Annotated in this window: 27 protein-coding genes and 1 other annotated feature; of the genes, 6 read left to right on the plus strand and 21 right to left on the minus strand. The window is 34.8% G+C overall.

The genetic code is table 11. The features are described 5' to 3' along the window. Positions 1-6: 6 nt before the first annotated feature. The 12 genes from NEH74_RS06965 to NEH74_RS07020 all read right to left on the minus strand — a co-directional run bounded on the left by NEH74_RS06965 (position 7) and on the right by NEH74_RS07020 (position 11774). Complete coding sequence (locus tag NEH74_RS06965; protein WP_055304343.1) at positions 7-753, minus strand: metallophosphoesterase family protein; 747 nt, start codon at positions 751-753, stop codon at positions 7-9. A gap of 21 nt (positions 754-774) precedes the next feature. Next, positions 775-1629, minus strand: a complete 855-nt coding sequence (locus NEH74_RS06970; protein ID WP_055304173.1) for a metallophosphoesterase — start codon at positions 1627-1629, stop codon at positions 775-777. Between the two features lie 102 nt (positions 1630-1731). Next, the gene (gene cls, locus NEH74_RS06975) at positions 1732-3147 is read right to left on the minus strand and encodes a cardiolipin synthase (protein WP_055245116.1); all 1416 of its coding nucleotides are present in this window, start codon (positions 3145-3147) and stop codon (positions 1732-1734) included. A 40-nt stretch (positions 3148-3187) separates the two neighbouring features. Continuing rightward, entirely contained in the window at positions 3188-3691 is a 504-nt protein-coding gene (locus tag NEH74_RS06980; protein ID WP_055245118.1) for a DedA family protein, read from the minus strand. Between the two features lie 141 nt (positions 3692-3832). Further along, the gene (locus tag NEH74_RS06985; RefSeq protein WP_055275769.1) at positions 3833-4093 is read right to left on the minus strand and encodes an autorepressor SdpR family transcription factor; all 261 of its coding nucleotides are present in this window, start codon (positions 4091-4093) and stop codon (positions 3833-3835) included. Between the two features lie 56 nt (positions 4094-4149). Next, entirely contained in the window at positions 4150-4971 is an 822-nt protein-coding gene (locus tag NEH74_RS06990; protein WP_055304175.1) for a YhfC family intramembrane metalloprotease, read from the minus strand. An 80-nt stretch (positions 4972-5051) separates the two neighbouring features. After that, positions 5052-5537, minus strand: a complete 486-nt coding sequence (locus NEH74_RS06995) for a GNAT family N-acetyltransferase (protein ID WP_055304177.1) — start codon at positions 5535-5537, stop codon at positions 5052-5054. Between the two features lie 34 nt (positions 5538-5571). Continuing rightward, on the minus strand, positions 5572-6369 hold the full coding sequence (locus NEH74_RS07000; protein ID WP_055304178.1) for a potassium channel family protein: 798 nt from the start codon (positions 6367-6369) through the stop codon (positions 5572-5574). A 404-nt stretch (positions 6370-6773) separates the two neighbouring features. Next, positions 6774-7949, minus strand: coding sequence for an alpha/beta fold hydrolase (locus NEH74_RS07005; protein ID WP_055304180.1), 1176 nt, complete (start codon positions 7947-7949; stop codon positions 6774-6776). A gap of 484 nt (positions 7950-8433) precedes the next feature. Further along, complete coding sequence (locus tag NEH74_RS07010) at positions 8434-9603, minus strand: aminotransferase class I/II-fold pyridoxal phosphate-dependent enzyme (protein ID WP_055275759.1); 1170 nt, start codon at positions 9601-9603, stop codon at positions 8434-8436. Further along, positions 9600-10079 carry an Lrp/AsnC family transcriptional regulator gene (locus NEH74_RS07015; protein ID WP_055244170.1) on the minus strand — a complete coding sequence of 160 codons (480 nt, stop codon included), beginning with the start codon at positions 10077-10079 and terminating at the stop codon, positions 9600-9602. Before NEH74_RS07015 ends, NEH74_RS07010 begins: the two co-directional genes overlap by 4 nt. 45 nt (positions 10080-10124) lie before the next feature. Beyond that, positions 10125-10358 (minus strand) — a binding site (T-box leader). 63 nt (positions 10359-10421) lie between these two features. Then, positions 10422-11774 carry an MATE family efflux transporter gene (locus tag NEH74_RS07020; protein WP_055304182.1) on the minus strand — a complete coding sequence of 451 codons (1353 nt, stop codon included), beginning with the start codon at positions 11772-11774 and terminating at the stop codon, positions 10422-10424. A gap of 237 nt (positions 11775-12011) precedes the next feature. Here NEH74_RS07020 and NEH74_RS07025 point away from each other — a divergent pair, with 237 nt between their 5' ends. Then, positions 12012-12161, plus strand: a complete 150-nt coding sequence (locus NEH74_RS07025) for a hypothetical protein (RefSeq protein ID WP_162492327.1) — start codon at positions 12012-12014, stop codon at positions 12159-12161. 391 nt (positions 12162-12552) lie between these two features. Here the strand turns inward: NEH74_RS07025 and NEH74_RS07030 are convergent, their stop codons facing one another. Beyond that, entirely contained in the window at positions 12553-13698 is a 1146-nt protein-coding gene (locus tag NEH74_RS07030) for an AI-2E family transporter (protein WP_055304184.1), read from the minus strand. Positions 13699-13794: 96 nt separating this feature from the next. After that, a complete protein-coding gene (locus NEH74_RS07035) occupies positions 13795-14076 on the minus strand; it encodes a DUF503 domain-containing protein (RefSeq protein WP_055275754.1) in 282 nt (93 codons plus the stop codon). Between the two features lie 143 nt (positions 14077-14219). On the opposite strand from NEH74_RS07035, the gene NEH74_RS07040 reads away from it, so the two are divergent. After that, positions 14220-14372, plus strand: coding sequence for a hypothetical protein (locus tag NEH74_RS07040; protein ID WP_172676242.1), 153 nt, complete (start codon positions 14220-14222; stop codon positions 14370-14372). A gap of 56 nt (positions 14373-14428) precedes the next feature. Further along, complete coding sequence (locus NEH74_RS07045) at positions 14429-15577, plus strand: DEAD/DEAH box helicase (protein WP_055275753.1); 1149 nt, start codon at positions 14429-14431, stop codon at positions 15575-15577. 26 nt (positions 15578-15603) lie between these two features. Here the strand turns inward: NEH74_RS07045 and NEH74_RS07050 are convergent, their stop codons facing one another. The 3 genes from NEH74_RS07050 to NEH74_RS07060 all read right to left on the minus strand — a co-directional run bounded on the left by NEH74_RS07050 (position 15604) and on the right by NEH74_RS07060 (position 18689). Continuing rightward, positions 15604-16614, minus strand: a complete 1011-nt coding sequence (locus NEH74_RS07050) for an aromatic acid exporter family protein (protein ID WP_055304186.1) — start codon at positions 16612-16614, stop codon at positions 15604-15606. 23 nt (positions 16615-16637) lie between these two features. Continuing rightward, positions 16638-18095: a cardiolipin synthase gene (gene cls / locus NEH74_RS07055; RefSeq protein ID WP_055244183.1), complete on the minus strand. Its 1458-nt coding sequence runs from the start codon at positions 18093-18095 to the stop codon at positions 16638-16640. A gap of 141 nt (positions 18096-18236) precedes the next feature. Continuing rightward, a complete protein-coding gene (locus NEH74_RS07060; RefSeq protein WP_055244185.1) occupies positions 18237-18689 on the minus strand; it encodes a YaiI/YqxD family protein in 453 nt (150 codons plus the stop codon). Positions 18690-18849: 160 nt separating this feature from the next. Here NEH74_RS07060 and NEH74_RS07065 point away from each other — a divergent pair, with 160 nt between their 5' ends. From NEH74_RS07065 to NEH74_RS07075, 3 genes are all read left to right on the plus strand, one after another. After that, complete coding sequence (locus NEH74_RS07065; protein WP_055244186.1) at positions 18850-19698, plus strand: DegV family protein; 849 nt, start codon at positions 18850-18852, stop codon at positions 19696-19698. A gap of 73 nt (positions 19699-19771) precedes the next feature. Next, a complete protein-coding gene (locus NEH74_RS07070; protein WP_055304189.1) occupies positions 19772-20188 on the plus strand; it encodes a hypothetical protein in 417 nt (138 codons plus the stop codon). Between the two features lie 158 nt (positions 20189-20346). Continuing rightward, complete coding sequence (locus NEH74_RS07075; protein WP_055304192.1) at positions 20347-21780, plus strand: alanine/glycine:cation symporter family protein; 1434 nt, start codon at positions 20347-20349, stop codon at positions 21778-21780. A gap of 42 nt (positions 21781-21822) precedes the next feature. On the opposite strand, the gene NEH74_RS07080 is transcribed toward NEH74_RS07075, so the two are convergent. The 4 genes from NEH74_RS07080 to NEH74_RS07095 form a co-directional block, all read right to left on the minus strand. After that, positions 21823-22251 (minus strand): EamA family transporter, encoded by a 429-nt coding sequence (locus NEH74_RS07080; protein WP_055244192.1) that lies wholly within the window; start codon positions 22249-22251, stop codon positions 21823-21825. A gap of 76 nt (positions 22252-22327) precedes the next feature. After that, positions 22328-23437, minus strand: coding sequence for a radical SAM protein (locus tag NEH74_RS07085; RefSeq protein ID WP_262941230.1), 1110 nt, complete (start codon positions 23435-23437; stop codon positions 22328-22330). A gap of 126 nt (positions 23438-23563) precedes the next feature. Next, on the minus strand, positions 23564-23989 hold the full coding sequence (locus tag NEH74_RS07090; RefSeq protein WP_055304196.1) for a hypothetical protein: 426 nt from the start codon (positions 23987-23989) through the stop codon (positions 23564-23566). Positions 23990-24107: 118 nt separating this feature from the next. After that, positions 24108-24587, minus strand: coding sequence for an adenine deaminase C-terminal domain-containing protein (locus NEH74_RS07095; protein ID WP_238581249.1), 480 nt, complete (start codon positions 24585-24587; stop codon positions 24108-24110). Between the last annotated feature and the right edge of the window lie 55 nt (positions 24588-24642).

Genomic DNA, 24642 nt, shown 5'->3' on the forward strand with positions numbered 1-24642 from the left:
ATGTTTCTAACGACAATATAAACCTGTTTTAATTTCGTTGATATATGCTTCTTGATCAGGAATCTCTACTTTCATGGCATCACTAATGGATTTCATACGATCATATTTAACACGATAGAATTGAATCGAAAAATCAGCCTCTTCCCGACGATGAAGATGCCCCTCTAAGATTACATAAGCTGCCATTGGAATTGAATCACATGAATTTCCAACACTTCCGACATTGAATAACACGCGTCCTTGCTCTAAATGTTGCAAATATCCTTCATGAATATCACCATACCCAATCATATCAGCGGCTTTTGAACTGCTTTCAGTCGATGGTAATTTTGGGACTTCAAATAAAGCTAAACGTTTTTCAAGTGGAGAGGTCGCATAAACCCGATCATATAAACTATGTGGATTCGCATGAAAAAGACGAATATATTTTCCACTCATCCAAAAACCTGTCACCGAAGGTAATTGTCGAATATAGGCTAAACGTTCTTCCCCTAGTTGATTTCGATAAAACTGAATAAAAGGTGTCGCTTCCGTCTTCGGATCTGAAATAAAATCTTCCCAATTCCCTTTGACAATTCTTTGACACCTGATTTGACACACTTCTAATACTTCTTTTGAATGAGGGCCTTTCCCGATCATATCCCCTAAACAAATAATCTGAGAAACTCCTCGTCTATCAATATCCTTTAAAACGGCTTCAAGCGCTGGTAAATTCCCATGAATATCTGAAATAATTGCAATTTTATCTAACATTACCATTTTCTCACTCCACTCTTACTTCGGATAAATCTCGATAACGACAATATCTGGGCGATTAAATAAACGCAAACGTCCAAGCCCTCGACTGACAATCATCTTCATTTTTCCAATTTGATAAATACCTGCGCTATATTTAGGAAACAACTTTCGCTCCGGTGATAAGACTCCACCGATCAACGGTAATCGAAGTGCTCCACCATGAACATGCCCACAATAAACATGATCAAATCCATGTTGTTCATATAGATTTGCTAAAAATGGATTATGTGCTAATAAAATATTAAAATGTCCTTCTTCTAAATCAGGAAGTACCTCCGATACTTCTTTAATCGCTCTGACACTCACCTGTTTTTGAATATCGATGGGAACAGAATAATAATGCGCTAATGGGACCGTAAGCCCATAGATATACAGCTCATCCTCATTAATCGTGACTTTTCGAGACTCATTATTTAATAAATGAACCCCTAAATCTTCTAAAGACTTTAAATAGGCTTCATACCATTTCGTTTCTTGATTTAAGGTATCATATTTAGCCGTTATCTCATGATTCCCTTCAATATAAAAAATCGGATATTTTGATGAGCACGCGGTAACGACATCTAAGAAAGCATTGCCATTTGAATCCGTAGAGGTAATCATATCACCCGTAGTCACAATAAAATCAGGATTTAAACGTTTAATTTTTTGAATCAAACGTCTATTTTGACGACCAAAGGATTTCGAATGTAAGTCTGATAATTGGACAATACGAATTGGGCCCTTTTTTAAATTTAGTTTATCTGTTTTTAATTTATAAAATGAGGTTGAAAAGACTTCTTGCTCAAAGTAAATGAATAAGAGAGTCACTATAAAGAGTAAGATTATCATATGTCATCTTTCCAAAACATTGAAATTTAATCTTTAAGCCTAAGAATATCAAATCGTTTTGGTAAATGTCCCTCCTTTCTAAAAAATTTTATTTCTCCTATATTATAAAATCATGGATACTAATCGGTAAACCTTTTCTTCAAGTCGGACAACCCATGATTTATTTTTTTCGTAAGATTCATCCACTAATAAACAATTTTCTAAGTCTTTATCAAATTGATGTGAGACGCGATGCGTCAAAAGTTGATCATAGATAAAGGCATTTACTTCATAATTAATCTTGAAGCTTCGTTGGTCAATGTTTGTCGATCCAACGGTACAAATCTCATCATCAATCACTAAAATCTTAGAATGTAAAAAACCCTTATATAAGTAAACATCAATATTCGCTTCTAGTAACTCATGAATAAAAGAAGTAGTTGTGCGATAAACATAATGATGGTCGGCAATTGTTGGAATCATCACTTCGACTTTAACACCGGAGTAAGCAGCAATTTTTAACGTCTCTAAAAACAACTGATCGGGAATAAAATACGGGGTTTGAATGCGAATTGATTTCGTTGCTGTTTGCATCATTTTCACAAAAGCTAATTTAATATCGTCGGTCGGTGTATCTGGACCATCTGAGACAATTTGGATTGGACAGATGGTCGTCACTAATGAAGCACTGAAGTAATGATCTAGATTGGATTGAATGTGTACTTCATCACGTTTATCTTCACAAACCATGAAGTAATCTCTAAAAAAGCGATGTTGTAAATCCCAAACTGCATCGCCTACTAACCGAAGATGGGCATCACGCCATGGGGAATAGTTAGGATCGAGTGACATATACTCTTTCCCAACATTCATCCCACCTAAATAACCAATCCGTCCATCAACGACAACAATTTTTCGATGATTTCGATAATTATAATTTAAACCAATCAGACGTAAAGTGGGAGGATGAAACTTATAAACATGACCACCTGCTTTAATAATTGAATCAAAAAATTTTAAAGTTGTACCAAAGCAACCCGCACTATCATAAACGAGTCGAACTTCAACGCCTTCTGCTGCTTTTTGGGCTAATAAAGAGATTAACCTCTGTCCAACCTCATCTTTACGGACAATAAAATATAATAAATGAATGGATTGTGTCGCCTGCTCAATATCGATAAATAATTGATCATACTTACTCTTTCCATCCGCAAAATACATCCAGTCATGATACATGAATAAGCGACTTCCATTATAAATTTCATTAAACGCAATGACCGATGCAACACACTCACTGAATTGATAATCAATTTGACGTTCCAAACGTTGATCAGTATATTCTGTTAAAAACAACATCTTCTTTCTAGAAACTGGTGTTCGTTCAAACAAAAGGTACATAACAAATCCGACTGGAGGTAAAAATAACAAAAGGAGAATCCAAGCTAGCAATAGAGCTGGATCTTTTCGTTTATAAAAAATTAAGATCCCGATTAATATCAAGTTAATCATTCGAAATATCGCAAAAAAAACAGTAATCATATAGACAGCCTCCAGTCGTTTAACCCAAAACCCCTCTCTCCTATTTTAAGAAAAAATAGCCAAAGGCATATCCCATATAAATAAAGATTAAATTCCAAATGGTTATTCCAAACACGGAATAAATCGTGAATGTTAGAAAATTCATACGTACGGTTCCTACCGTTAACGACACTAACGTTCTTGCAACGGGAATTAGCCGAGCAATAAAAACACCTTTACTTCCATGTTTATCGGTATAACTAATCGCCTTATTAATCGAAGGTCTGATTTTTTCATATTTTTCATAAAATTTATCTAAAATGGGCTTTCCTAGAAAATAACCAATAAAGTATAATACATAACTTCCAAATAAACCGGCAATGACTGAAATAACTAGCGCTGTAATAAAATCCATATCATTCCCTGCGATTAAGATTCCTGCTGCAGGCATAATAATTCCCGCTGGTAACCCAGGTAAATTCATATACTCTAGGAAGACGATCAAAAATAAAAACACTAAACCATACTCCGAAAAATAATTTAATACAATCTGAATATTATCCATTTATGTCCCACCCTTTTACTATCTGTTCACTTATTATTCCACAAATTAATCAAACCATTCTATCACAAGAAATGGAAATAACAGTATAAATTATGTAAAAAAATAAAGAGGGTCTAAGAATAATCTTTAGACCATCTTTACTTAGATACGATGTGTAAATTCATAAAACCAACCAAGAACATCTCCGATTACCGTTGTGTTTAACGTATATACAACAAATTGTCCACGCTTTTCACTTTGGATCAAATCAGCATTTTTTAAAATATTTAAATGATGTGTAATCGAGGGTTTACTCATATCGAAACAATCGGCAATTTGACCGGCTGTCATTTCACCTTTATTTAATTTTTTTAAAATCGTACGTCTTGTTGGGTCCGCTAATGCTTGAAATGCTTTATTCACAGCTTCTTTCCGTTGCTAACCAATCAGCTAACGGCACACCTCCTTTATGTTATAACTTAGTATCCAGCCTGCTTGTATTTTTCAAGTTCAATATCTTCGACTTTTGTTAAATCTTCATGATAATTTTTAAACTGCTTAACCATAAAAATGATAAAGCCAATCGCAATTAATGTTATGAAACCTTCGACGACATAAATATTAAACATCCTCACTTGCACTAAAGCTGCTGGAACATCTAATATAGCATGTATGAACACAGCTAACACATAATAACAAATTTTTTGCTCTCGAACACCTTTAAAAACGAGAAGACTTAGTCCAATTTGAATAATGAACGTCATCAACCGTTCATAGCCGGCCAATCCAAAAATTATCGGAGAAATCTGTGTGAGTTGCGTCACAACGGTCTCTTCTAATTCAGCACTTAATCCAAGTTTCTCAATCCATCCTTGATTAATGAGAATTGAAAAAATCAAGTTATTTAAATACGTTGTTCCAACAATGAGCATGGCCTCTATTCCCCCATGTCCAATCCCATAACTGACTCCATCTTGGATTCGATTTTCTTTCTTCAAAAACCACTTAAAGCTAAAATAACGTCCTGTTTCTTCAAATATCCCTGCCATTAAACCACCATATAACGAGTAGATGATAGGTTGCATGAGCCAAATTGATGTTGTTTGATTCACTTTTAATAAATAAACGTGAACAACAGCTTCTAGTATTTGTGTAGTCACAATAAAAACAATCAGCCCAACGAAAAAACTTTTAATGGATGCTTGATAGCGTCGTCTAATAAACCAAAATAAGCCAAGTGGAACCCCAAAACAAATAATAAGTGTCAAACACATCATCATCATTGAACTAATACTAACCATATTCTCCCCCTCAGTATAATTAGAAAAATATCTAATTATTAAGTTAATTATAAATCCCCTTTAAATGGGTGTCAATGCGCTTACTTGATGATTTTCTCGTAAGACTTCTCAGTTGCATTTTCCCCTACTTTTTTGAATCCACATGATTCAAATAATCGCTGTGATCCGATATTATAATGATATATAGCCGGAACTGAAATTTTTGTCATACCAAGGCTTTTTGCACGTTTTAATAACGTTTTTATTACTGCTTTTCCAATGCCCTGTCCCCAATATTCTTCATCACCAATTGCAATCGGTAAATTTTCTTCCCATAGTGTCACATCACCAATTGCATACCAATTTTCGTTTTCCTTGACCTCAATAAAGTATAGCTCTCCCCGAGTACTTAGAAATTCATACATATTATAAATTTGTTCTAATTCGTATGTCTTATTAGTCACTCCTTCTGACAAATACATCACGTTTGGATTCTGATACCAAGGATATGCTAAATCCCAATCGGATTTTTTAGGAGTCCTTAAACGTAAAGCTGAATTAATTTCAATGAATTCAGGTTGTTGCATCTTCTTCACCTCACTCTTTTTAAGTATATCATATTTAAGACTTCATGTTTCCCTCATTCTCATTAGTGGTCAAAATTTGACTTTGACCTTTTTTAATGACTTGCAAAATCATCATGATCTCATTAAATTCATCTTCACTCAGTTCATCAAAATGATTCAATTTCTCAATTAATTCTGTCACATACTGAGATTGGTGGTCCGTTATTCGTCGATTTAAAAAATAAGTAGAAATGGTTCCCGTAAAAACACCTAAAAATCCAATTCCGCTAATCATGACCATCCCCGCAATCACCCGACCAAGCCCTGTTTTTGGAACAATATCACCATAACCAACGGTTGTCACTGTTACAATACACCACCAAAGGGTATCTTTAAACGCCATCCCTTCCACGAACGATAAACTGCCTGCGCCTAATAAAATAACAATTAGTGTCACTCCAGCAACATAATGAAAGTTATTCGTTTTAAAAAAAGAACCTACTCGCTTAGATAGACTACTTAACATAGCCGTCGCCCGTAAAACCTTTACAAAATGGAACAATGGAACTACTTGTGTCACACGAATTACCCTTAAAATACGAAAGAATGAAAAATAGGGGATGATTGTTAATAAATCAATTTTGTTATTTTTGACAAACTCTTTCTTACTCTCACTTTTTATTAACCGGCGAGTATAATCAATTAAAAAAAACAACCAAATTAAAATATCTAAAATATTAAAGACTCGATTGACTGACGCACTTAAATCTAGTGTTAATTGCATTATCGTCATCACAACCACCACCAGCGAACAAACGATAATACTCCATTGATACAAACTAATTTTAGTCATAATCTACCTCACTCGATTCATTTATGTTTATTATGAATCAAAGTGTTAATTCTTATCAAAAAAAGCGATGACTCTTGATGAATCATCGCTTTTATCGTTATTTTGATGTTTTTATCTTTCTATGATGATGAATCCACACTCCAACAACAATTAAGCAAATACCCAAGCTTAATGATAGCCCTAAATCACCATAACCCGTAGTTGGATGTTTTGAAGTGTCTATCTGTTCCTCTTGAACCAGTTAGATATCTGAATAATGAATTAACCCTTCATAATATTTAAGCACATCTAAATGTTCCGTTTTTGTCAACCTCTTATGTAAGTGATAACCTATATACAGTTTTATACCTTTAGACATTACAACATAAAAAAAGAGCTAAATGCCCCATAAGATTCATTTGCTCTTATTGTAATAAATTTGAGAAGACATCTCCTACCGTTGTTTCGTCTGGTGCTTCTTCTGCTTGTGGAAACTTCTTTGCAATGAGGTCCTTCATCCACTGATAGATTATACTTTCATCTTCATTTGAAAAATAATGAGCCGAGTTATCTAAAATGAGCACCTCTTTTTTAGGGGCTTGTAATTGTTCAACCCAAGACTGTAATAATGAAACCGAACAAATATAATCATCAACACCTGTAGCAAAATAGATAGGAATTTTCACTTCTTTTATTTCCTCAAATAAATTGACCGCTTGCAACTGGGACCAATATTGACTCTGCTGTAAGGTTTGATGGGAGGCTCCAATTAATGTATCATACGCTTCCTTCAATGTTAAATCAGGGCAAGCTAAAACTTGACGGATCCAATTTAAAACATTGACATTTGGCAATCCCTCCCGCCATTTAACATACGCATTACTTTGGTTTAGAATTTGCTGAAACGTTTCTTGACTACTTGCTTGTTCATAAGGTGGCTGACCCAATTGCTTTAACGATGAAACAAGTTGATGATGACCTGTTGATTCAAATTCATCTAAGAGCCAATCATATAATACTTGTTCAGATTGAAGGGGATGAACAACTTGAGATAAGCCAAAATAAGCATATAACTGCTCCGGAATTTCATGGACAAGTCGCATACCTAAAACACTCCCCCATGAATATCCGATTAAATAGATTTGATCTACCTCGAACTCACGTCTTAAATAGGTAATTAACTCTTTAGCATCTGCCTCTACTTGTTCATAAGTAAAAGACACGTCTGAGGGATTGGTACTATAAGTTTTTCCGGCGCCTCGTTGATCCCAATAAACAACCGTACAATGTGAGCTAATCGTTTCCAACTGATGCCGACTACTGATTCCATAAGGCAAAGATAAACCTGGGCCCCCATGTAAAAATAAGCAAACCGGATTATCCATGTTCTCTCCCTCAATAGCGATATATTGTAACATATCACCTAGTAGCACTTCTCGTACTTCACTGATTCCACCAGTGTGATTTAACTCATTCGCTGATGATAAAATAGACTGTCTAAAGAGTTGACGCATGACAAAGAAACCACCACTAATAAGGAAAATCATTAAGCCGATCGATATTAAGCATCGAATCATCATTTTTAATACGACTTCTTTCAATCTTCTCTCTCCTTTTGATGAGTCTCTTTCAAAACTATGAGTCACGTCCTTCAAATATGATAAAAGCCGTCATTTTATTTAATGACGGCTTCCTTTTTAGTCGTTTATCTTTGACCAATCCAATTCTTTTTGTTTTAAGTTTTTAAATTCTCGTAAAAGACAAATCAAAGTAATGACAATCGCTAATATATCAGAGATTGGTTGTGCGAGCCACACCCCATCTAGTCCAAATATTAGCCGTTGTTCCGATTCCAACCAACATGCCACATGCTAGGATAATTGTAGAAATTGGCATAGTCATCCCAACTCCTGTAATAGCAAGTGGACCCTCCCCTAGATATTCCCGATAAACATTCGATTCACCACATTATAAAGGGCATTAACCATCATCCCAATGATGGCAGGAACAGAATATTGAATAAGTAATCTTGTCACGGGTTTTATTGCTCATTCATCTTGATGCTTCAAACTTTCACCTTTTTTTCTATTTTGATAATGTTGTTAAAAAATGCTCAATACGCGCTAGCGCTTCTTTAATATTTTCCATTGATGAAGCGTAGCACGCACGAATATACCCTTCTCCACAGTCACCAAACGCATTTCCTGGTACAGTTAGTACTTTCTCACTTAATAGTAGCTTCTCACAAAACTCATCAGAAGATAGGCCGGTTGACTTGATACAAGGGAAGACATAAAACGCTCCAAGTGGTTCAAAGCAGTCTAGACCAAGTTTTCTAAATCCATCGACTAACACACGACGACGTTGATTATATTCCTTAACCATCATCTCGACACTAGTATCTCCATTTTTCATCGCTTCAATCGCAGCATATTGCGATGTCGTAGGTGAACACATGATAGCATATTGGTGAATTTTTTTCATAGCATTAATTAAAATTGGATGTCCACACACGTAACCTAAACGCCATCCTGTCATCGCATAAGCTTTTGAAAAACCATTAATAACAAGAGTTTGATCTTTTACTTCAGGGAAACTTGCGATTGAAACATGTTGCGTCTGATAAGTTAGTTCAGCATAAATTTCATCTGAAATAATAATAATTTCTTTATCTTTTAAAACATCGACAATTTCTTGAAGCTCTTCTTTTGTCATAATCGCCCCTGTTGGGTTATTCGGGAATGGCATAATTAAAACTTTTGTTTTTGGAGTAATCGCTTCTAATAATTCCTCTTTTGTTAATTTAAACTCATTTTCTGCTTTTAGTTCAATCACCTTCGGCGTCGCTCCTGTAAAGGTTGTACAACCTTTGTAAGCAACAAAACTGGGTTCAGGAATAATAACCTCATCACCCGGTCCAACTAAGGCACGTAATGCTAAATCAATCCCTTCACTTCCACCGACAGTCACTAAAATTTCATTTTCTGGATGATAAGATAGATTAAAACGGCGATACAAATAGCGTGAAATTTCATAACGCAACTCTAAAAAACCAGCATTTGATGAGTAATGGGTATGCCCTTTTTCAAGTGAATAAATTCCCGCTTCACGAACATTCCATGGGGTTACAAAGTCTGGTTCACCAACACCAAGTGAGATAACCCCTTCCATTTCATGAACCATATCAAAATATTTACGAATCCCTGATGGGGGCATATTTTTTACATTTTCTAAAATCATATTTTCTAGCATCATAAGAAGATTACCTCTCGATCATCAAATTCTTTTTCCTTAAAGATCGTTCCATGATCTTTATATTTTTTCAAGACAAAGTGTGTCGAACAGCTTAAGACGTATTCTTGAACAGCTAATTTCTCCGAAACAAACATCGCCACTTCTTTCATCGTTTTACCTTCTACAATGACTGTGAGATCAAATCCACCAGACATTAAATAACACGCACGAACTTGTTCAAAATTATAAATACGCTCTGCGACTTTATCAAATCCTTCTCCGCGTTGTGGGGTCACTTTTACTTCAATTAATGCCGTCACGGTTTCTTTCCCTGTATTTTCCCAATTGATTAAGGTCGTATATCCGGCGATGATGCTACGCTCTTCATAGTCACGAATCGCTTCACGAACTTCTTCAACAGTTTTTCCAGCCATGACTGCAATTTCTTCATCGGTATAACGACTATTTTTTTCTAAAATCTCTAAGATTTCTTCCATTTATTTAAACCTCCTGTATCAAATAATAAAAAAAACCTTCATCCCAAAAGGGACGAAGGTTTAGCTTCGCGGTACCACCCTCATAAGCCACATCATAGTGATCTGACCCACTCGAAACTCGTAACGTGAGTTAACGGCTACACCTACATTAAGAGTTCTCTTAGTTCTCAGTGCGCGATTCAAAGACTGCTTCAATTTAACGATCCTTACTGAATTTCCACCCTCATCAGCTCTCTAAAAAGTTCGTCTAAATTTACTCTTTCTTCTCGTTATCTTTGCTATTTTTTACTATTATAACGGGAAATTGTGTCTCTGACAAGCTATTTTTGTAATAATACGTTTTTAAGCCATATCTTTAACCATATTATTAATCCATTTATTTGATTTAAAACGACGTCGTAAAATAAAGAAACGTAAGACTTCTTCAAATGTCGATAAAAAAATTACTGAAGAAATGGACCATTTAAACACATAGGCTGCAATGAAAGCAAGTGGAATTCCGACTAGCCACATCGATAATCCTTGAGCAATCGAACCATACTTAGCATCGCCCCCTCCGCGTAAAATTCCGACGATTTGAACCCCGTTATAAACACGCGGTAACATAAAAATAGCATAAATCATTAGAATCTTCATCGCATCGTTACGAACCATTTCAGACACATTATACACTTGAACAATGAACGGAGCTAACACGGCTAAAGTAATCGCCATAATAATTCCAACCACCACAGCTAAACGAATAATTTTTTTCGCATAGGTAATTCCTTCTTCCTCACGATTAGCTCCAATTTCATTCCCAATGATAACGACTGAGGCATGTGCCATTCCAAAGATGACAATGGTAAATAAGTTGATGATCGTTGATGTAATTTGCGTCGTGGCAATAGCATTCACTCCAATATGACCATAAATCATCGTGTAGGTAATATTCGCCAGCCCCCAGCAAGCTTCATTTAAAACAACTGGTAAAGCTGTTTGATAAAGAAGTTTCACCATCGGTATTTCAATGTGTTTAAAATCTTTAGATGACAAACGAAGCGGCTTAACTTTTAACGTAACGACCGTTAAAATAATTAAACATTCAACAATACGTGCAATTAATGTTGCAATCGCCGCTCCAGAAACACCTAAGGCAGGAGCCCCTAATAAACCAAAAATTAAAATAGCATTTAAGACACCATTAATCACTAACCCAACTAAACTCCCCCACATGGGTAAAGCACTATTTCCAATACTTCGTAACGCCCCGGCGTAAACAAACGACAAGGCTGAGACAAAATAACTAAAAATAGAAATACGTAAGTAGTCACTTCCTAGACGAATAACCTCCGTATCTGAATTAAATAATCCAATAATCGTCTCTGAAGCAAAGAAGCCAATTATCATAAAAACAAGTGCAAAGCCAATGGCTCCGATTAAACCAAGTTTTAGAACCGAATGTATTTTCTCTTCATCTTTTTTCCCCCATAATTGGGCAATTAAAATGGAACACCCGGCACCTATTCCCATCACAAGTAAACTATATAAGAAATAAAATTGATTGGCAACTCCAACAGCAGCTAACTGTACCTCACCAAGATTACCAATCATTAAGGTATCTAACATATTTAATGAGGTTGTAATTAAGTTTTGAATGACGATTGGTAACGTTAGAATTAACAATCGCTTATAAAATCGTTTATTTTCTGTCATAAAATCCCTCTTTCTAACATACTGATTTTCTTAAAAATTGCATACAAAAACCCCCAATTTGAAGTTTGTTCAAAGTGGGGGTTCAACACTTATAGTAAAATATCTATTTTTTACAATATCCATTACATTATATCTAATTTTCTTGAAAGAATCAAGTCTTTTTTATGAAGAAGACTAGTCAAAAACATCATTTTTCGATAGAATGAAGATAAAATGTGTTAGAAAGGAGCATCTATGATGAGTCAAACCAAACAATCAATTAAAGCATTATTAGAACAAAAAAAACAAGCGACAGCCAATCAAAAGGCACAATTATTACCAAGTCGTGAAATGGTCAAAGGACAAAAAGGAAAAAGTAAACGACGTAAAGCAGGTATTTTAGGTTAAATCATTCGCCTCTGTTACATCTTAAAGTTAAAAAAGCGATAGACATTCAATGGGTCTATCGCTTTTTTTCACTTTAAATACAGAAAAATCGAAGCCTCTTTCATCCTTAATCATCAGAATACTAGTGATTCAATGACATCGTTGATCATTTCTAACGACTATTTGCCTATTGTCCCTATATCTAAAAATCATTAATGTTTCACTTCTTTTTCATTTTCTAATTAATTGAATCCCAACACTATTAGAGAATTATCTAAATTTTTTATTATATAATTATATTGTTTTTGTTTATTAAAAACGCATAACTTCTAGACTAGTCATCAGTTACTAAAAGTTATGCATTTAACCTACTACTGGTATTCTCTGAAGGAATTATCAAAGAAGCAGGAATTTATACTGCTTCTTCAAGCGATTCCTCTTTTTGTTTTTGAGGGGACAGATATAACTTCTCATACTCTTGATCAATAAATTGAGTAAAATAAAGCTTAATCACTCCCATGATGGGTACACCTAAAATCATTCCGATCATTCCCATAAATTTTCCACCGATTGTCACAGCTAATAGCGTAAGAAAGGGGTTAAGCCCCATCTTTTGTCCGACAACTTTAGGGTCAATAATTAAAGTTTCTACCTGTTGAACAATTAACAAAAAGACGAGGATCATTAAAGCCACGAAGGGACTATAAAAAAAGTTAATTCCAACCGCAATTAATGTCCCGAAAATAGGTCCAATAAAAGGAATCATATTCGTAATTCCAAAAATAACACCGAGTAACAACGCATATTTGGCTCCCATTAAAGATAAACCAACCACCGCACAAATCCCAACAAATAAAGAATCAATGGATTTCCCTATTAGATACTTACCAATATTTGAATGAAATAAGTAAGCCATATGAAAAACATGCGTCGCTAGCTTAGGTCGACAGATAATACTAACTAATTTTCTTGTGATTGAACTAAACTTTTCTTTCTCAAGTAACACATAAATACTAATAATAAATGCTAATAAAACGTTACTTGTCCCCATGAGCGCATGATACATCACCCCAATAACAGATGTTAAGGAGTTCGTTAAAACATCCGTTAATTTCGGAATAATTCTTAAGATTTGATCCTGAATTGCAGCTAAATCACTAACATCTATCTGTTTAAACTGACTTGTCCAGTTGGTTAGCCAAATCTGAATCTCACTGGCAAAGCCAGGAATTTGTGAAACTAAATCTTTTGAACTTTGATAGATAACTGGAAATAAAAAACTCGCACCCAGATAGCAAAAAAGTAATAAACCAATATACGTTACTGCAATACTTACTGTTCGCTGACACTTAAACTTTTTTTCTAAAAACACAATGATGGGATTAAAAGCATAAGCCAAAACAAAGGCAAGCAAAAAGGGCCAAATGGTTGCCAGCATTCCATTGATGCCATTAAATAAAACTTCATAATGATCAATGACTTTAATCAAAAGATAAGCCATTCCAACAAACAATAATCCCTTAAAAAAAGAGAGCGAGAGGTTATTCATTCGATTCATACAGCACTTCCTTTAGTACAACATAATACAACAAATTATACTATCTTATACTAAAGTTTACAATTTAAGGTGCCAAAATTCTACCGTTATTCTACATTATAAAATATCAATTTGTATTTCATCGATACTTACCTCATAATTTGATTCAATAAAATTAATGACCTGATCCAAAACAGATTGAAGCTGTGCTGTTGAATTCGAACCGGTCGTAATGCCTAAAACAATCTGTTGATGAACATCATGATCATCGATTTCATGAACCGACACATTAAACGTATTTCGAATTTTAGCCACTAAACTTCTTACAATCATTCGCTTTTCCTTTAAACTATGGACCCAAGGTGCACCTAATTTAATTTCTAAACAACCAATTTTCATTAAAAATACCTCGCATTCTTGAAATTACCTTTACTTTTTTCGACAAATCGATCATGAAGAATAGATAAAACGTCTTAAATATTATAAAATAAGAGAGTTAATAAAATTTTAACATCATTATTTTATGTGTAGGAGAACAAATTATGGCAACAAATATGGATTTAATGAAAAAAATCATTGAAGAAAAACGTCAAAAAACGAAACAACAAGATAAATTAAAACGCCCTGACAAACAAATTGGTGAAGCACGTAAACGCATTAAACAACATAAAGGTGGCGGATTATTCGATAAATAAGACGAGCCAACCTTTTTAAGCCAACCGTCAAATGACACGATAAAAGGAGGATGACTATGTCTTTATCATTTGAAACTCTTAATCTAAATCCTTCATTAATTGAAGGTTTAGCCAAACAAAACATTACAACACCGACAACAATTCAAGCGGAAGCCATTCCCGTTATTTTATCACGTCAAGATGTGATTGCACAATCACATACAGGAAGTGGGAAAACATTAGCTTTTGTGACGCCACTTTTCCAACTGATTGATAGTAGTAAACGTGAAATGCAAGTTTTAATTTTAGCTCCCACTCACGAATTAGTCATGCAAATTGATGCTCAAATTAAATTACTAGCTGCTAATTCAGGTGAACCTGTCACATCAACGACAATTATTGGGGGAGCAAACATTGAAAAACAAATTAAAAAGCTTAAAGAAAAACCTCACTTCATCGTGGGTTCAGCAGGACGTATTCTTGAATTAATCAAAAAGAAAAAAATTACAGCCCATACGATTAAAACAATTGTCTTAGATGAAGCGGACAGCTTATTAGATAATACGAATACGAAAACGATTCAAGATATCATTAAAACAACATTACGCGATCGACAATTATGTCTATTCTCTGCTTCAATTAGTGATAATACTTTAGAATTAGCCAAATCATTGATGAAAGAGCCGGTGGTTTTAAAAACAGCTGAGACAGTAGAAATGAATCCTAATATTGAGCACTTCTACTTAAAAGGTGATCGACGTGATAAATTTGAATTACTACGTAAATTAATTGTCGCTGAAGAACCACAACGTGCTTTAATCTTTGTTAATCAAAATGATTCAATGCAAGAAATTGCAGAAAAATTAAATTATCACCAAAAAGAAACATTTATGATGCGTGGAAACATTAAGAAAGAAGAACGCAAACGCGCCTTAGATGCCTTCCGTAGCGGAAAAATTAAATTATTAATTTCATCAGATTTAACGGCTCGTGGTCTAGATATTCCTGAAGTGACCCATATCATTCATTTAGATTGTCCATCAAATCCAAATGAATATTTACATCGTGCTGGACGTACAGCTCGAGGAAACGCCTCAGGTAAGTCAATTTGTATCGTAACAGATAAAGATTTAAGTACGTTAAAAAAATATCAAAAGAAATTTAAGATTCAATTTGAAGAAATGAAAGTGAGCCATGGAAAGTTTATTTCTGCTGCTTCAAATTAAAAAAGATGACCTTTACGTCATCTTTTTTAATTGATAGCTTCTTCAAGCGCATACGGATTAAATTTTCGAACTTGTTCATCTGTTAAATTCGCAATAAATTGGCGCTTAATTTCAAGCAAATGCATCACATCATTCAAATATTGAAATAGCATCGCACGATTTTCAAACTCTTCACGAGTTTTTGGTAACTCTTGATTTCGACAACTCGTTAAGACTGCTTTTGTCTTTTTAATCAAGTCATCTGCTGTATTGAATTCATGTAAACTCATTGCTATATGTTCAGTTAAATCAGCTAGCATGATTGACTGTTCAAGTGTCATGACTACTTTTCCAAGCGTTTGTCGCATATTCGTTAAGACGTGATATTGCATCGTGCGCATCTCCATATACTGTGCGTAATACGTCATCTCATCAAATAAGTAATTTTGACGATTTTGTTCTGCACGAAGCCGTGCTATTTCTAAACGATTCGCTAATGATAAAAATAAAGCTTCTTCGTCAATTGACACCGATTGACTTCTCGTCGTATTTGCTAAACAAAATAAAACAGTACGTAAGTGTTCCTCAATGTCATCTTGATCCTTCTTAATTTGATGTATCATTTTTGGCATATATAAGTTAAAAATTAAGGCGATTCCTGCTCCAATGAACATCAGCATCAATTCATTGATTAAGAGCGACAAATTAACATACCCCTCACCTAGTAAATGGGTGACTAAAACCGAACTCACAACAATCCCATCGCTTAATTTAAAATGAGCAGCTATTGGAATAAAAATTAATAAGTAGATACCAAAGGCAACTGGATGAAACCCTAATAACAAAAATAAAATACAACTAATTCCTAACGCAAGCAGCGTCGAATTTAATCGTAAAAGAGCAATTTCTAACGATTTTTTCTTGGTATTTTGAACACTTAAGACGGTAATAATCCCTGCTGATAAGGCGTATTTTAACCCTAATGACTGGGCCATTAAAATTGCAATGGTCGCACCAATTGCCGTTTTAATCGTACGCATACCTAATCTATGTTTCATTTTTTATCTCCTTTTTTTCTCTCTTACATTAACATTGAAAGTAGTCGATAAACAGATTCTTCTGCTTTCATAAACCATGATTTACTTTGTTCGTATTCAAAGTCTAAGCGACGACAATCTTTTTGATCAAATTTAAACTGCTCCACTAATTGTTTAGCCATCGTATCGTTATAAATAAAAGCAGCTAATTCAAAATTAATACTAAAACTACGAACGTCCATATTAACTGACCCCACCGTTGCCATTTCTTGATCAATGATAATAATTTTCGAATGTAAGAATCCTTCGTAAAAGTATACCTCAATTCCCGCTTCGAGTAACTCTTTGATATACGATGTTGTCGTTCGATGAACAAAATGATTATCCGGAATGACGGGAATCATAATTTTAACATCAATTCCTGAATGGGCAGCTATTTTTAAAACATGTAAAAATTCACTATCTGGAATAAAATAAGGTGATTGAATCCAGATACTTTTTTTTGCCGTCATAATTAATTTAATATAGGCAGCACGCATATGATCTGTTTTTTGGTCAGGACCATCACAAACCAGTTGCATAAATGTCTCATCTTCATCCAATGAAACGGAGCGGAAATAACGCTCAATATTTGATTCCACCTCATTTAAATCAGAGACATCTTCAATGACAGCCGCATAATCTTTAAAAAAGCGTAGCTGTAACAATTGGACAACTCCCCCTGTGACTCGCAGATGCGCATCACGCCAAGGCGTAAATTTAGGATTTTTCGATAAATATTCATCACCAATATTCATTCCTCCTAAATAGGCAATGGTCCCATCAATCACGACAATTTTCCGATGATTTCGATAATTCCAATTTAATGTAAAGATCTTAAATTTAGCGGGATAATGTTTGACAACAGTTCCTCCAGCCTCCTTTAAAGGTTTAAAAACTGATGAAGGCGTCATAAAACTTCCTCCATCATCATAAACTAAGCGAACTTTAACACCTTCACGAGCTTTTTTAGCTAAAGTCTTAATTAAAGCTTTTCCACTTTCATCACCACGAATAATAAAATACAGGACGTTAATCGTATCCTGCGCCTGTTCAATATCGGATAGTAAACGTTCATATTTATCATTCGCATCGCTAAAATACTCTAGCGTATTATGGCGCGTTAAAATGCTACGATTATAATTTAAGTTAAATTTTATTAAAGACATATAGGATGATGGTATTGTTGACACCGAATCCATCATTTCAAGTTGTGAATCAACGGCTTGTTGATAGTAGTGTTCTTCTATGGCATCTAAAAATGTTCGTTTTTCTTTAATAATCGGTCCATGTCCAAATAAAAGGTACAATAAGAAACCGATAAACGGAATAAACGTCATAATCATTGTCCATGCAATAATATAAATCGGTTCATCTCTTCGACGAAAAATCATAACTAAAATCGTACATAAGTTAAGAACTTGTATCACCATAAGTGATAACGCAATCATCCAAGCAATCATGAACAAACCTCCAATCCCTCACCTCTTCGTATCCAATCTCAAAAGATGAGCTTTTTCCTTCCTTTGCGTGATTTTATCATGATCCATGAAAAAACATAAGCTTTCCTATTATACCTTAAATTTCGCCTTTTGGTAAGAGGGCTAATGTGACTGCCCTTCTTGTGTTGATTTAAGAAAATTGCTTAAAGCTAAGATAAATTGTTGCGTATCTTCTCTCGTTCGTTTCTTTGGTCCTTTTAAACGCTGACCAGATTGACGTAACTTGGACGAAAGATGACGGGTAAATAATAGCTGATCAATATTATGATCCTCATATGTACGGCCATTTTGATTCATCGCATAACCTTTTTTGGCCAATACAAGCGCACCTAAGCCATAATCTTGTGTAATGACTAAATCACCCGGTTGTAATCGATTAATAATTTCATAATCCACCGCGTCTGAGCCTGGCATGACTGTAATCGTCTGAACTCCCTCATGCATAAAATAATGAGCAGCATCACAAATAATAATCACTGGAATTTCAAATTGTTTCGCGACGTTAATAGTTTCCTTCACGACAGGACATCCATCGGCATCAATATAAATATTCATTTCTTTCACTCCTATTTCACAGCTTTAATTCGATTCATTTCTGCTATATTCAAAAAATTAATGGGAAATTTGTGAAAAACCTTATTTTTTCAGATTACATCGGATATAATTAACCTTATCAATAAATCCTATTTAACACAAACATGATTGGAGGCCTCATATGTCTGTTAAAATTATTACCGATAGTACATCATACATTCCTGAATCTATTCGTCAAAAACTCGATATCACCATTATTTCTCTTAATATTATCACGGATACCTCCTCAAAACGAGAAGTAGAAATAAATCTAGATGAGTTTTATCAGGAACTCCCTCACCTTTCAGCCATTCCAACCTCTTCTCAGCCAAGTCCAGATGAAATGTTAGCTGCCTTTGAGCAATTAACGAACGAAGGACATGAGGTACTCGGAATTTTTCTTTCCTCTAAAATGAGTGGAACGTATTCAAGTGCACATTTGATTAAAAATTTAATCCTCGAAACAAATCCCGATGCAAAAATTGAACTTTTTGATTCGTTAACGAACTGTATGCAAATGGGGCTAATCGTGATGGAAGCTGCTAAAGCAGCCCAATCAGGCTCATCTTTAGAAGAAATCTTATCGCTTATTCACACCGTGCAACATAACAGTCGTTTTTTATTCACACCACACACCCTAGATTATCTAAAGAAAGGTGGCCGAATTGGAGGGGCTTCCGCTCTACTTGGAAATCTATTTCAAATCAAACCAATCTTAACCGTTGAAAATGGTGAAACGACAGTATTTACAAAAGTGAGAACGAAGAAAAAAGCTATTCTAAGCATGATTAACAAATTAAAAGAAGACCTTGATGGTCATGAACTAGGAGGTCTTTTCGTGCATCATATTAGTTGTGAAGATGAAGGTCTAGAATTGGCCAAACAAATTGAATCTGAACTAAATACGCCAATTCAGATTCAATCCATTGGACCGGTCATTGGTTGTCATGTAGGCCCTGGTAGTATAGGAATTGCATATTTTGTAAAATAATGATTGCGACGACTCATAATGAATGATATAATGCAAAAGCTAAGAAAAACTATTAGAAATGCGAAGTGAGATTATGAAGAGTTCAGCTATTGAAAAGCGTATTGTAAAAATCGATCAAGAAATTCAAGCGATGAACATTGCTAAGAAATATTTAAATAACCATGAAGAAATTAAACAAGTGATTTTAGAGTTAAATCGCGAACGTCAAGTATTAGTTAATGATTTATATCGTGATGATAAAGCGTCTTATGCCATCGTACGTGATCACATGGAATCATTAGTTGAAGTTGAATTAGATGCTACACAACAAAAAGAATTATTAGAGTACATTAAAGAAACATTCGGTCGTCAAGCGGCTACAGATGGAAAAACAGCCACAGGATTAAATGCCTGGTTAAAAAAATTAAACGTTAAATTCAATTGGCAAACAACAGATAATTCTGATTGGGCAACGTTAATTATTACGGGATTCGAACCATTTAAATGCTAATGATGAAAGACCTTTAGAACTTTTTTCTAGAGGTCTTTTTTAATTTTCTATTTTTTTCATTTAACTTCACTTTTATTCCATTATTCTACATTTTACGGTATACTTATCTTCGGAGTGTCAAAAAATGATGTAGACATAACAGACAAAGGAGGCTCATTATGGAAAAATTACAACTTATTGGAGAACGTATGTTAGCATTCCTAAGCGATTTGATTAGTTTTGGGAATACGTACATCGGAACATACTTATTAATTATTTTATTATTAATCGCAGGGTTCTATTTTACTTTCAAAACGCAATTTGTACAATTTAGAATGATAAAAGAGATGATTAAGCTATTAGGGGATGGCGTTGGAAAATCATCAAAAGATGGAAAGGTTTCATCTTTCCAAGCCTTTTGTATTAGTACTGCCTCACGTGTTGGAACAGGAAATATTGCAGGAGTTGCCTTAGCAATTGCTGTTGGAGGGCCTGGTTCAGTATTCTGGATGTGGATCATTGCGTTAATTGGTGGAGCTTCAAGTTTTGTCGAAAGTACATTAGCGCAAATTTATAAAGTGAAAGATGCGTCAGGAGCTTATCGTGGTGGACCAGCTTATTATATTGAAAAAGGATTAAACAAACGCTGGTTAGGGTTACTGTTCTCAATTTTAATTACAATCACTTTTGGATTTGTCTTTAATGCCGTACAAGCAAATACGATTACAGAAGCATTCCAAACAGCATTTGGTATGGATAAATTATTCATGGGAATTATCTTAGCCATTGTAACAGCTGCCGTGATTTTTGGAGGAGTTCAACGTATTGCTAAAGTCTCTGAAATTATCGTCCCAGTGTTAGCCGTTGCTTATGTGTTAGTAGCCCTCTTAGTGATTGCGTTAAATATCACCAAAATTCCAGCAATGATCAGTTTAATCGTTTCTAATGCCTTTGACTTCAGCTCATTCGCATCAGGTGCTTTTGGGGTCATGTTCATTCAAGGGGTTAAACGTGGGTTATTCTCAAATGAAGCTGGGATGGGATCTGCCCCAAATGCAGCTGCTACAGCAGAAGTTAACCATCCCGTTCAACAAGGTTTAATTCAAACGCTTGGAGTCTTCACAGATACCATCTTAATTTGTAGCTGTACAGCATTCGTGATTTTATTATCAGGAATTTATGCGGATTCAGACTTAACAGGAATTCAGTTAACACAAGCAGCTTTAACCTCACAAATTGGCGTAATCGGTAACTACTTTGTTGCCTTCTGTATTTTATTATTTGCATTCAGTTCAATTATTGGGAACTACTACTATGGTGAGTCAAATATCGAATTTATGAGTGCAAAAAAATTCTGGTTGGTCGCTTACCGTATTATCGTAGTTGGAATGATTATCTTTGGTTCATTGACAAAAGTCGCAATCGTTTGGGATTTAGCTGACTTATTTATGTCATTTATGGCGATTGTTAACTTAATCGCAATCTTACTATTAGGTAAGTTTGCATTTAAAGCCTTAAAAAATTATACTGATCAAAAGAAACAAGGAGTTAAAAATCCTATCTTTAAAGCGTCTGACATCGAAGGTTTAACAAACGTTGATGAATGGAAGTAAGCAAAAAAAACAGTTCTAGTCTATCTAGAACTGTTTTTTTGTTTAGGCTAAGGCAACAAATAAGGACCCCGCCGCAATTAAAATAACGCCGATGATTCCTTTAAGTGTGATTTCTTCTTGGAAAATTAAAATAGATACGATGACTGTCATCACAACCGATAATTTATCAATCGGTGCCACCTGCCACGTCTTTCCAGTCTTTAGAGCAATATTTAAAAACAACCAGGATAAAGCTCCTGAAATTCCTGCTAAAATTAAGAAACCAAAATCTTTTTTGTAGGTCACCAACTCTTTTAAGTGTCCGAAGTCCCCTTTGGTTGCAGAAACAATCACTAAAAAGACGGCCATAATCATCGCTCGAACTGAAGTTGCTAACGTAGGGGTTAAATGGTGAATCCCGAGTTTCGTAAAAATAGTAACAAAACTGGCACTAACCGCTGCAAGCAAACCGAAAATTAACCACTGAGCCATATAAAACCATCCTCTCTCACGCTACGGGATGATTATACGCTATGAATCCTCTCTTTTCAATCACTCGATTTAGATGTTAAGATTGAATCTTTCTTAACACTTGAATGAGCGGTTGATTTTGGCTATTTTTCACACTAAGTTGTGGGAAAAATAACACATGATGTTGCCCGTTAAAATCATAATGAAATAGTAATGGCCCCACGACACAACGACAAATAAATGGATTTCCACTTTCTAATACAATAGTCACGTAAGGTCGTGTCTGACGAATAAATGAAATTCGTGCCTCAAGCTCACTTAATTCATTAGCCCCCAACTGTTCAGATGGTGCTCCGTGAGAGGTTGTCACATACCAATTCATTCGAGAGCCTTTACGAATTAAAGGTAAAATAAAGTCATCTGAGGTGACAAATTTCAGGTTAGACTGTTTTGTTGGTGTCATAACCCCAAATAAGATGCCATGTGCTTTCATCCGATCTAATGAAGCTAGAATCTCTTGATAAGTTGAAGGTTCTATATATTGCTTAATTTCATCTCCTCCACCTTCTAAGGTGACTAACGGCAAAACATTTCCTAGTTTAGATAAGGCAAGACAACGTTGATCATTCAGTAAAACGCCATTTGTTAGAACGATAAATTCCATATCATCATATTTTTCATACACTTTAAATAAGCTATCGTTCATCAATGGATCCCCGCCAGTTAAAACGATAATATGAATGCCAAGCTCTCGTGCTTCAGCTACTAGTCGATCAATCTCTGCTAAAGGCATCGCTAAACTCGGATCTGATTTACATAAGCACCCTTTACACGCTAAAGAACAATTCATCCCAATATTGATAACGAGCGAGTGAGGGACATTAACTGAATATTTTTGTGACATTTGTTCTCGGATAGAAAGCCCCTCCCATAGTTCTTTAACTGCAATATTTTGTAAAAAGTGATTTAAACACGTTTTATTCGTATTATATATCATATTTTTAACATATCGCTTAATCGAAGGATGGCTATCATAATAGCCTTTAATTTGTCCACTAATTGCCTTTATCTGAGAATCAGTAATAAAAGTTCCCGACATTTCATATAATTTCTCTACTCCATTATCAGGATCCTCTTTTAGCACTTCGACAATATTAGCCACAATAAAATTTTTCGGCAATAAATTCATATTATTTAAAAAGTTCATCATGTTCTTCACCTCATTTTTTTAATTCGATGAAACTTTACTTCATTTCATTATATTGTCGATTTTTATTATTCATGACTTTTCTTTGATGCTTTTGCACAAAAAAAGAAGAGACTCACTCTTCTTTTAATAAAATGTAACGTTATGATAATCGATATCGACTGAAATAGGTTGGGTTTTATTTTGTAACAAGAGGGGCTTTAAAAGTTGATAGACATAGGCGCGTGCATTACCCTCATCTGTATCAAAAAAGATAAAAACATATCGTAATCGTTTGCCTTTTAATTTTTTCAGTTCATAGGACGTTGAAGTATTAAAATGATTAATCGCCACAACATAATTCACTTCATCTTGTTCATCATTGAGCGTCGCTAAATGATGAGCAATAATACAAGCTTCATTGATTCCAAACCAATGTTGGTATAAATCATTAATCAGATCACTATTGGCGCCTTCTTGATAGTAGCGAACTGCTGAGCTATTTCGTCCAAACTTTTCAACAGCTTGTTGTTTATGATTTAAAATCAGAACTTCAATACGGTTGATATTCATGACACTTTCATCCCCTCTCTCTCATTTGGAGGGCATGCTCACTAGACTCCCATCTACTTCTGCTCTGCCTTTAATTAACACTTTATTATATGCATCATTAGGCAAAAATGGAACAATTCTATTCTGTCACTGGAATAAAATCAAAGATTGTCACATCAAATAAACCTTTATCCGTCAACTTAATACTTGGAATAACGGGTAATGTTAAAAAAGATAACGTTAAAAATGGATTAAAACCTAGATTCGGTGATAGCTGTTCTAGTGCCTCATGAAGTAAACTTAATTCAGAAACGACCTCATGTGCTGGACGAGCAGTGATTAATCCAGCTATTTCAAGCGCGATTTGAGCTAATACTTTTCCCTCATTCACCACAACAATTCCTCCACCTATATTTTTAAGCTGTTTAGCCGCCTCTAACATATCCGCATCATTTGTTCCACAAACGATTAAGTTATGTGAATCATGTGAAATCGTTGTTGCAATAGCTCCTTTTTGGAGTTTTAACCCTTTTAACATCCCTAAACCAATATTCCCTGTTAGATGATGCCGCTCAATGACTGCCACCTTTAATAAATCTTCTTCAATACATGATCTCACGTCGTTTGTCATATTTAGAGATTTTAATTCATATTGGCGATGAATCGTTTCTATA

The sequence above is a fragment of the Turicibacter sp. GALT-G1 genome (assembly GCF_025594995.1).
Classification (GTDB): Bacteria; Bacillota_I; Bacilli_A; order MOL361; family Turicibacteraceae; genus Turicibacter; species Turicibacter bilis.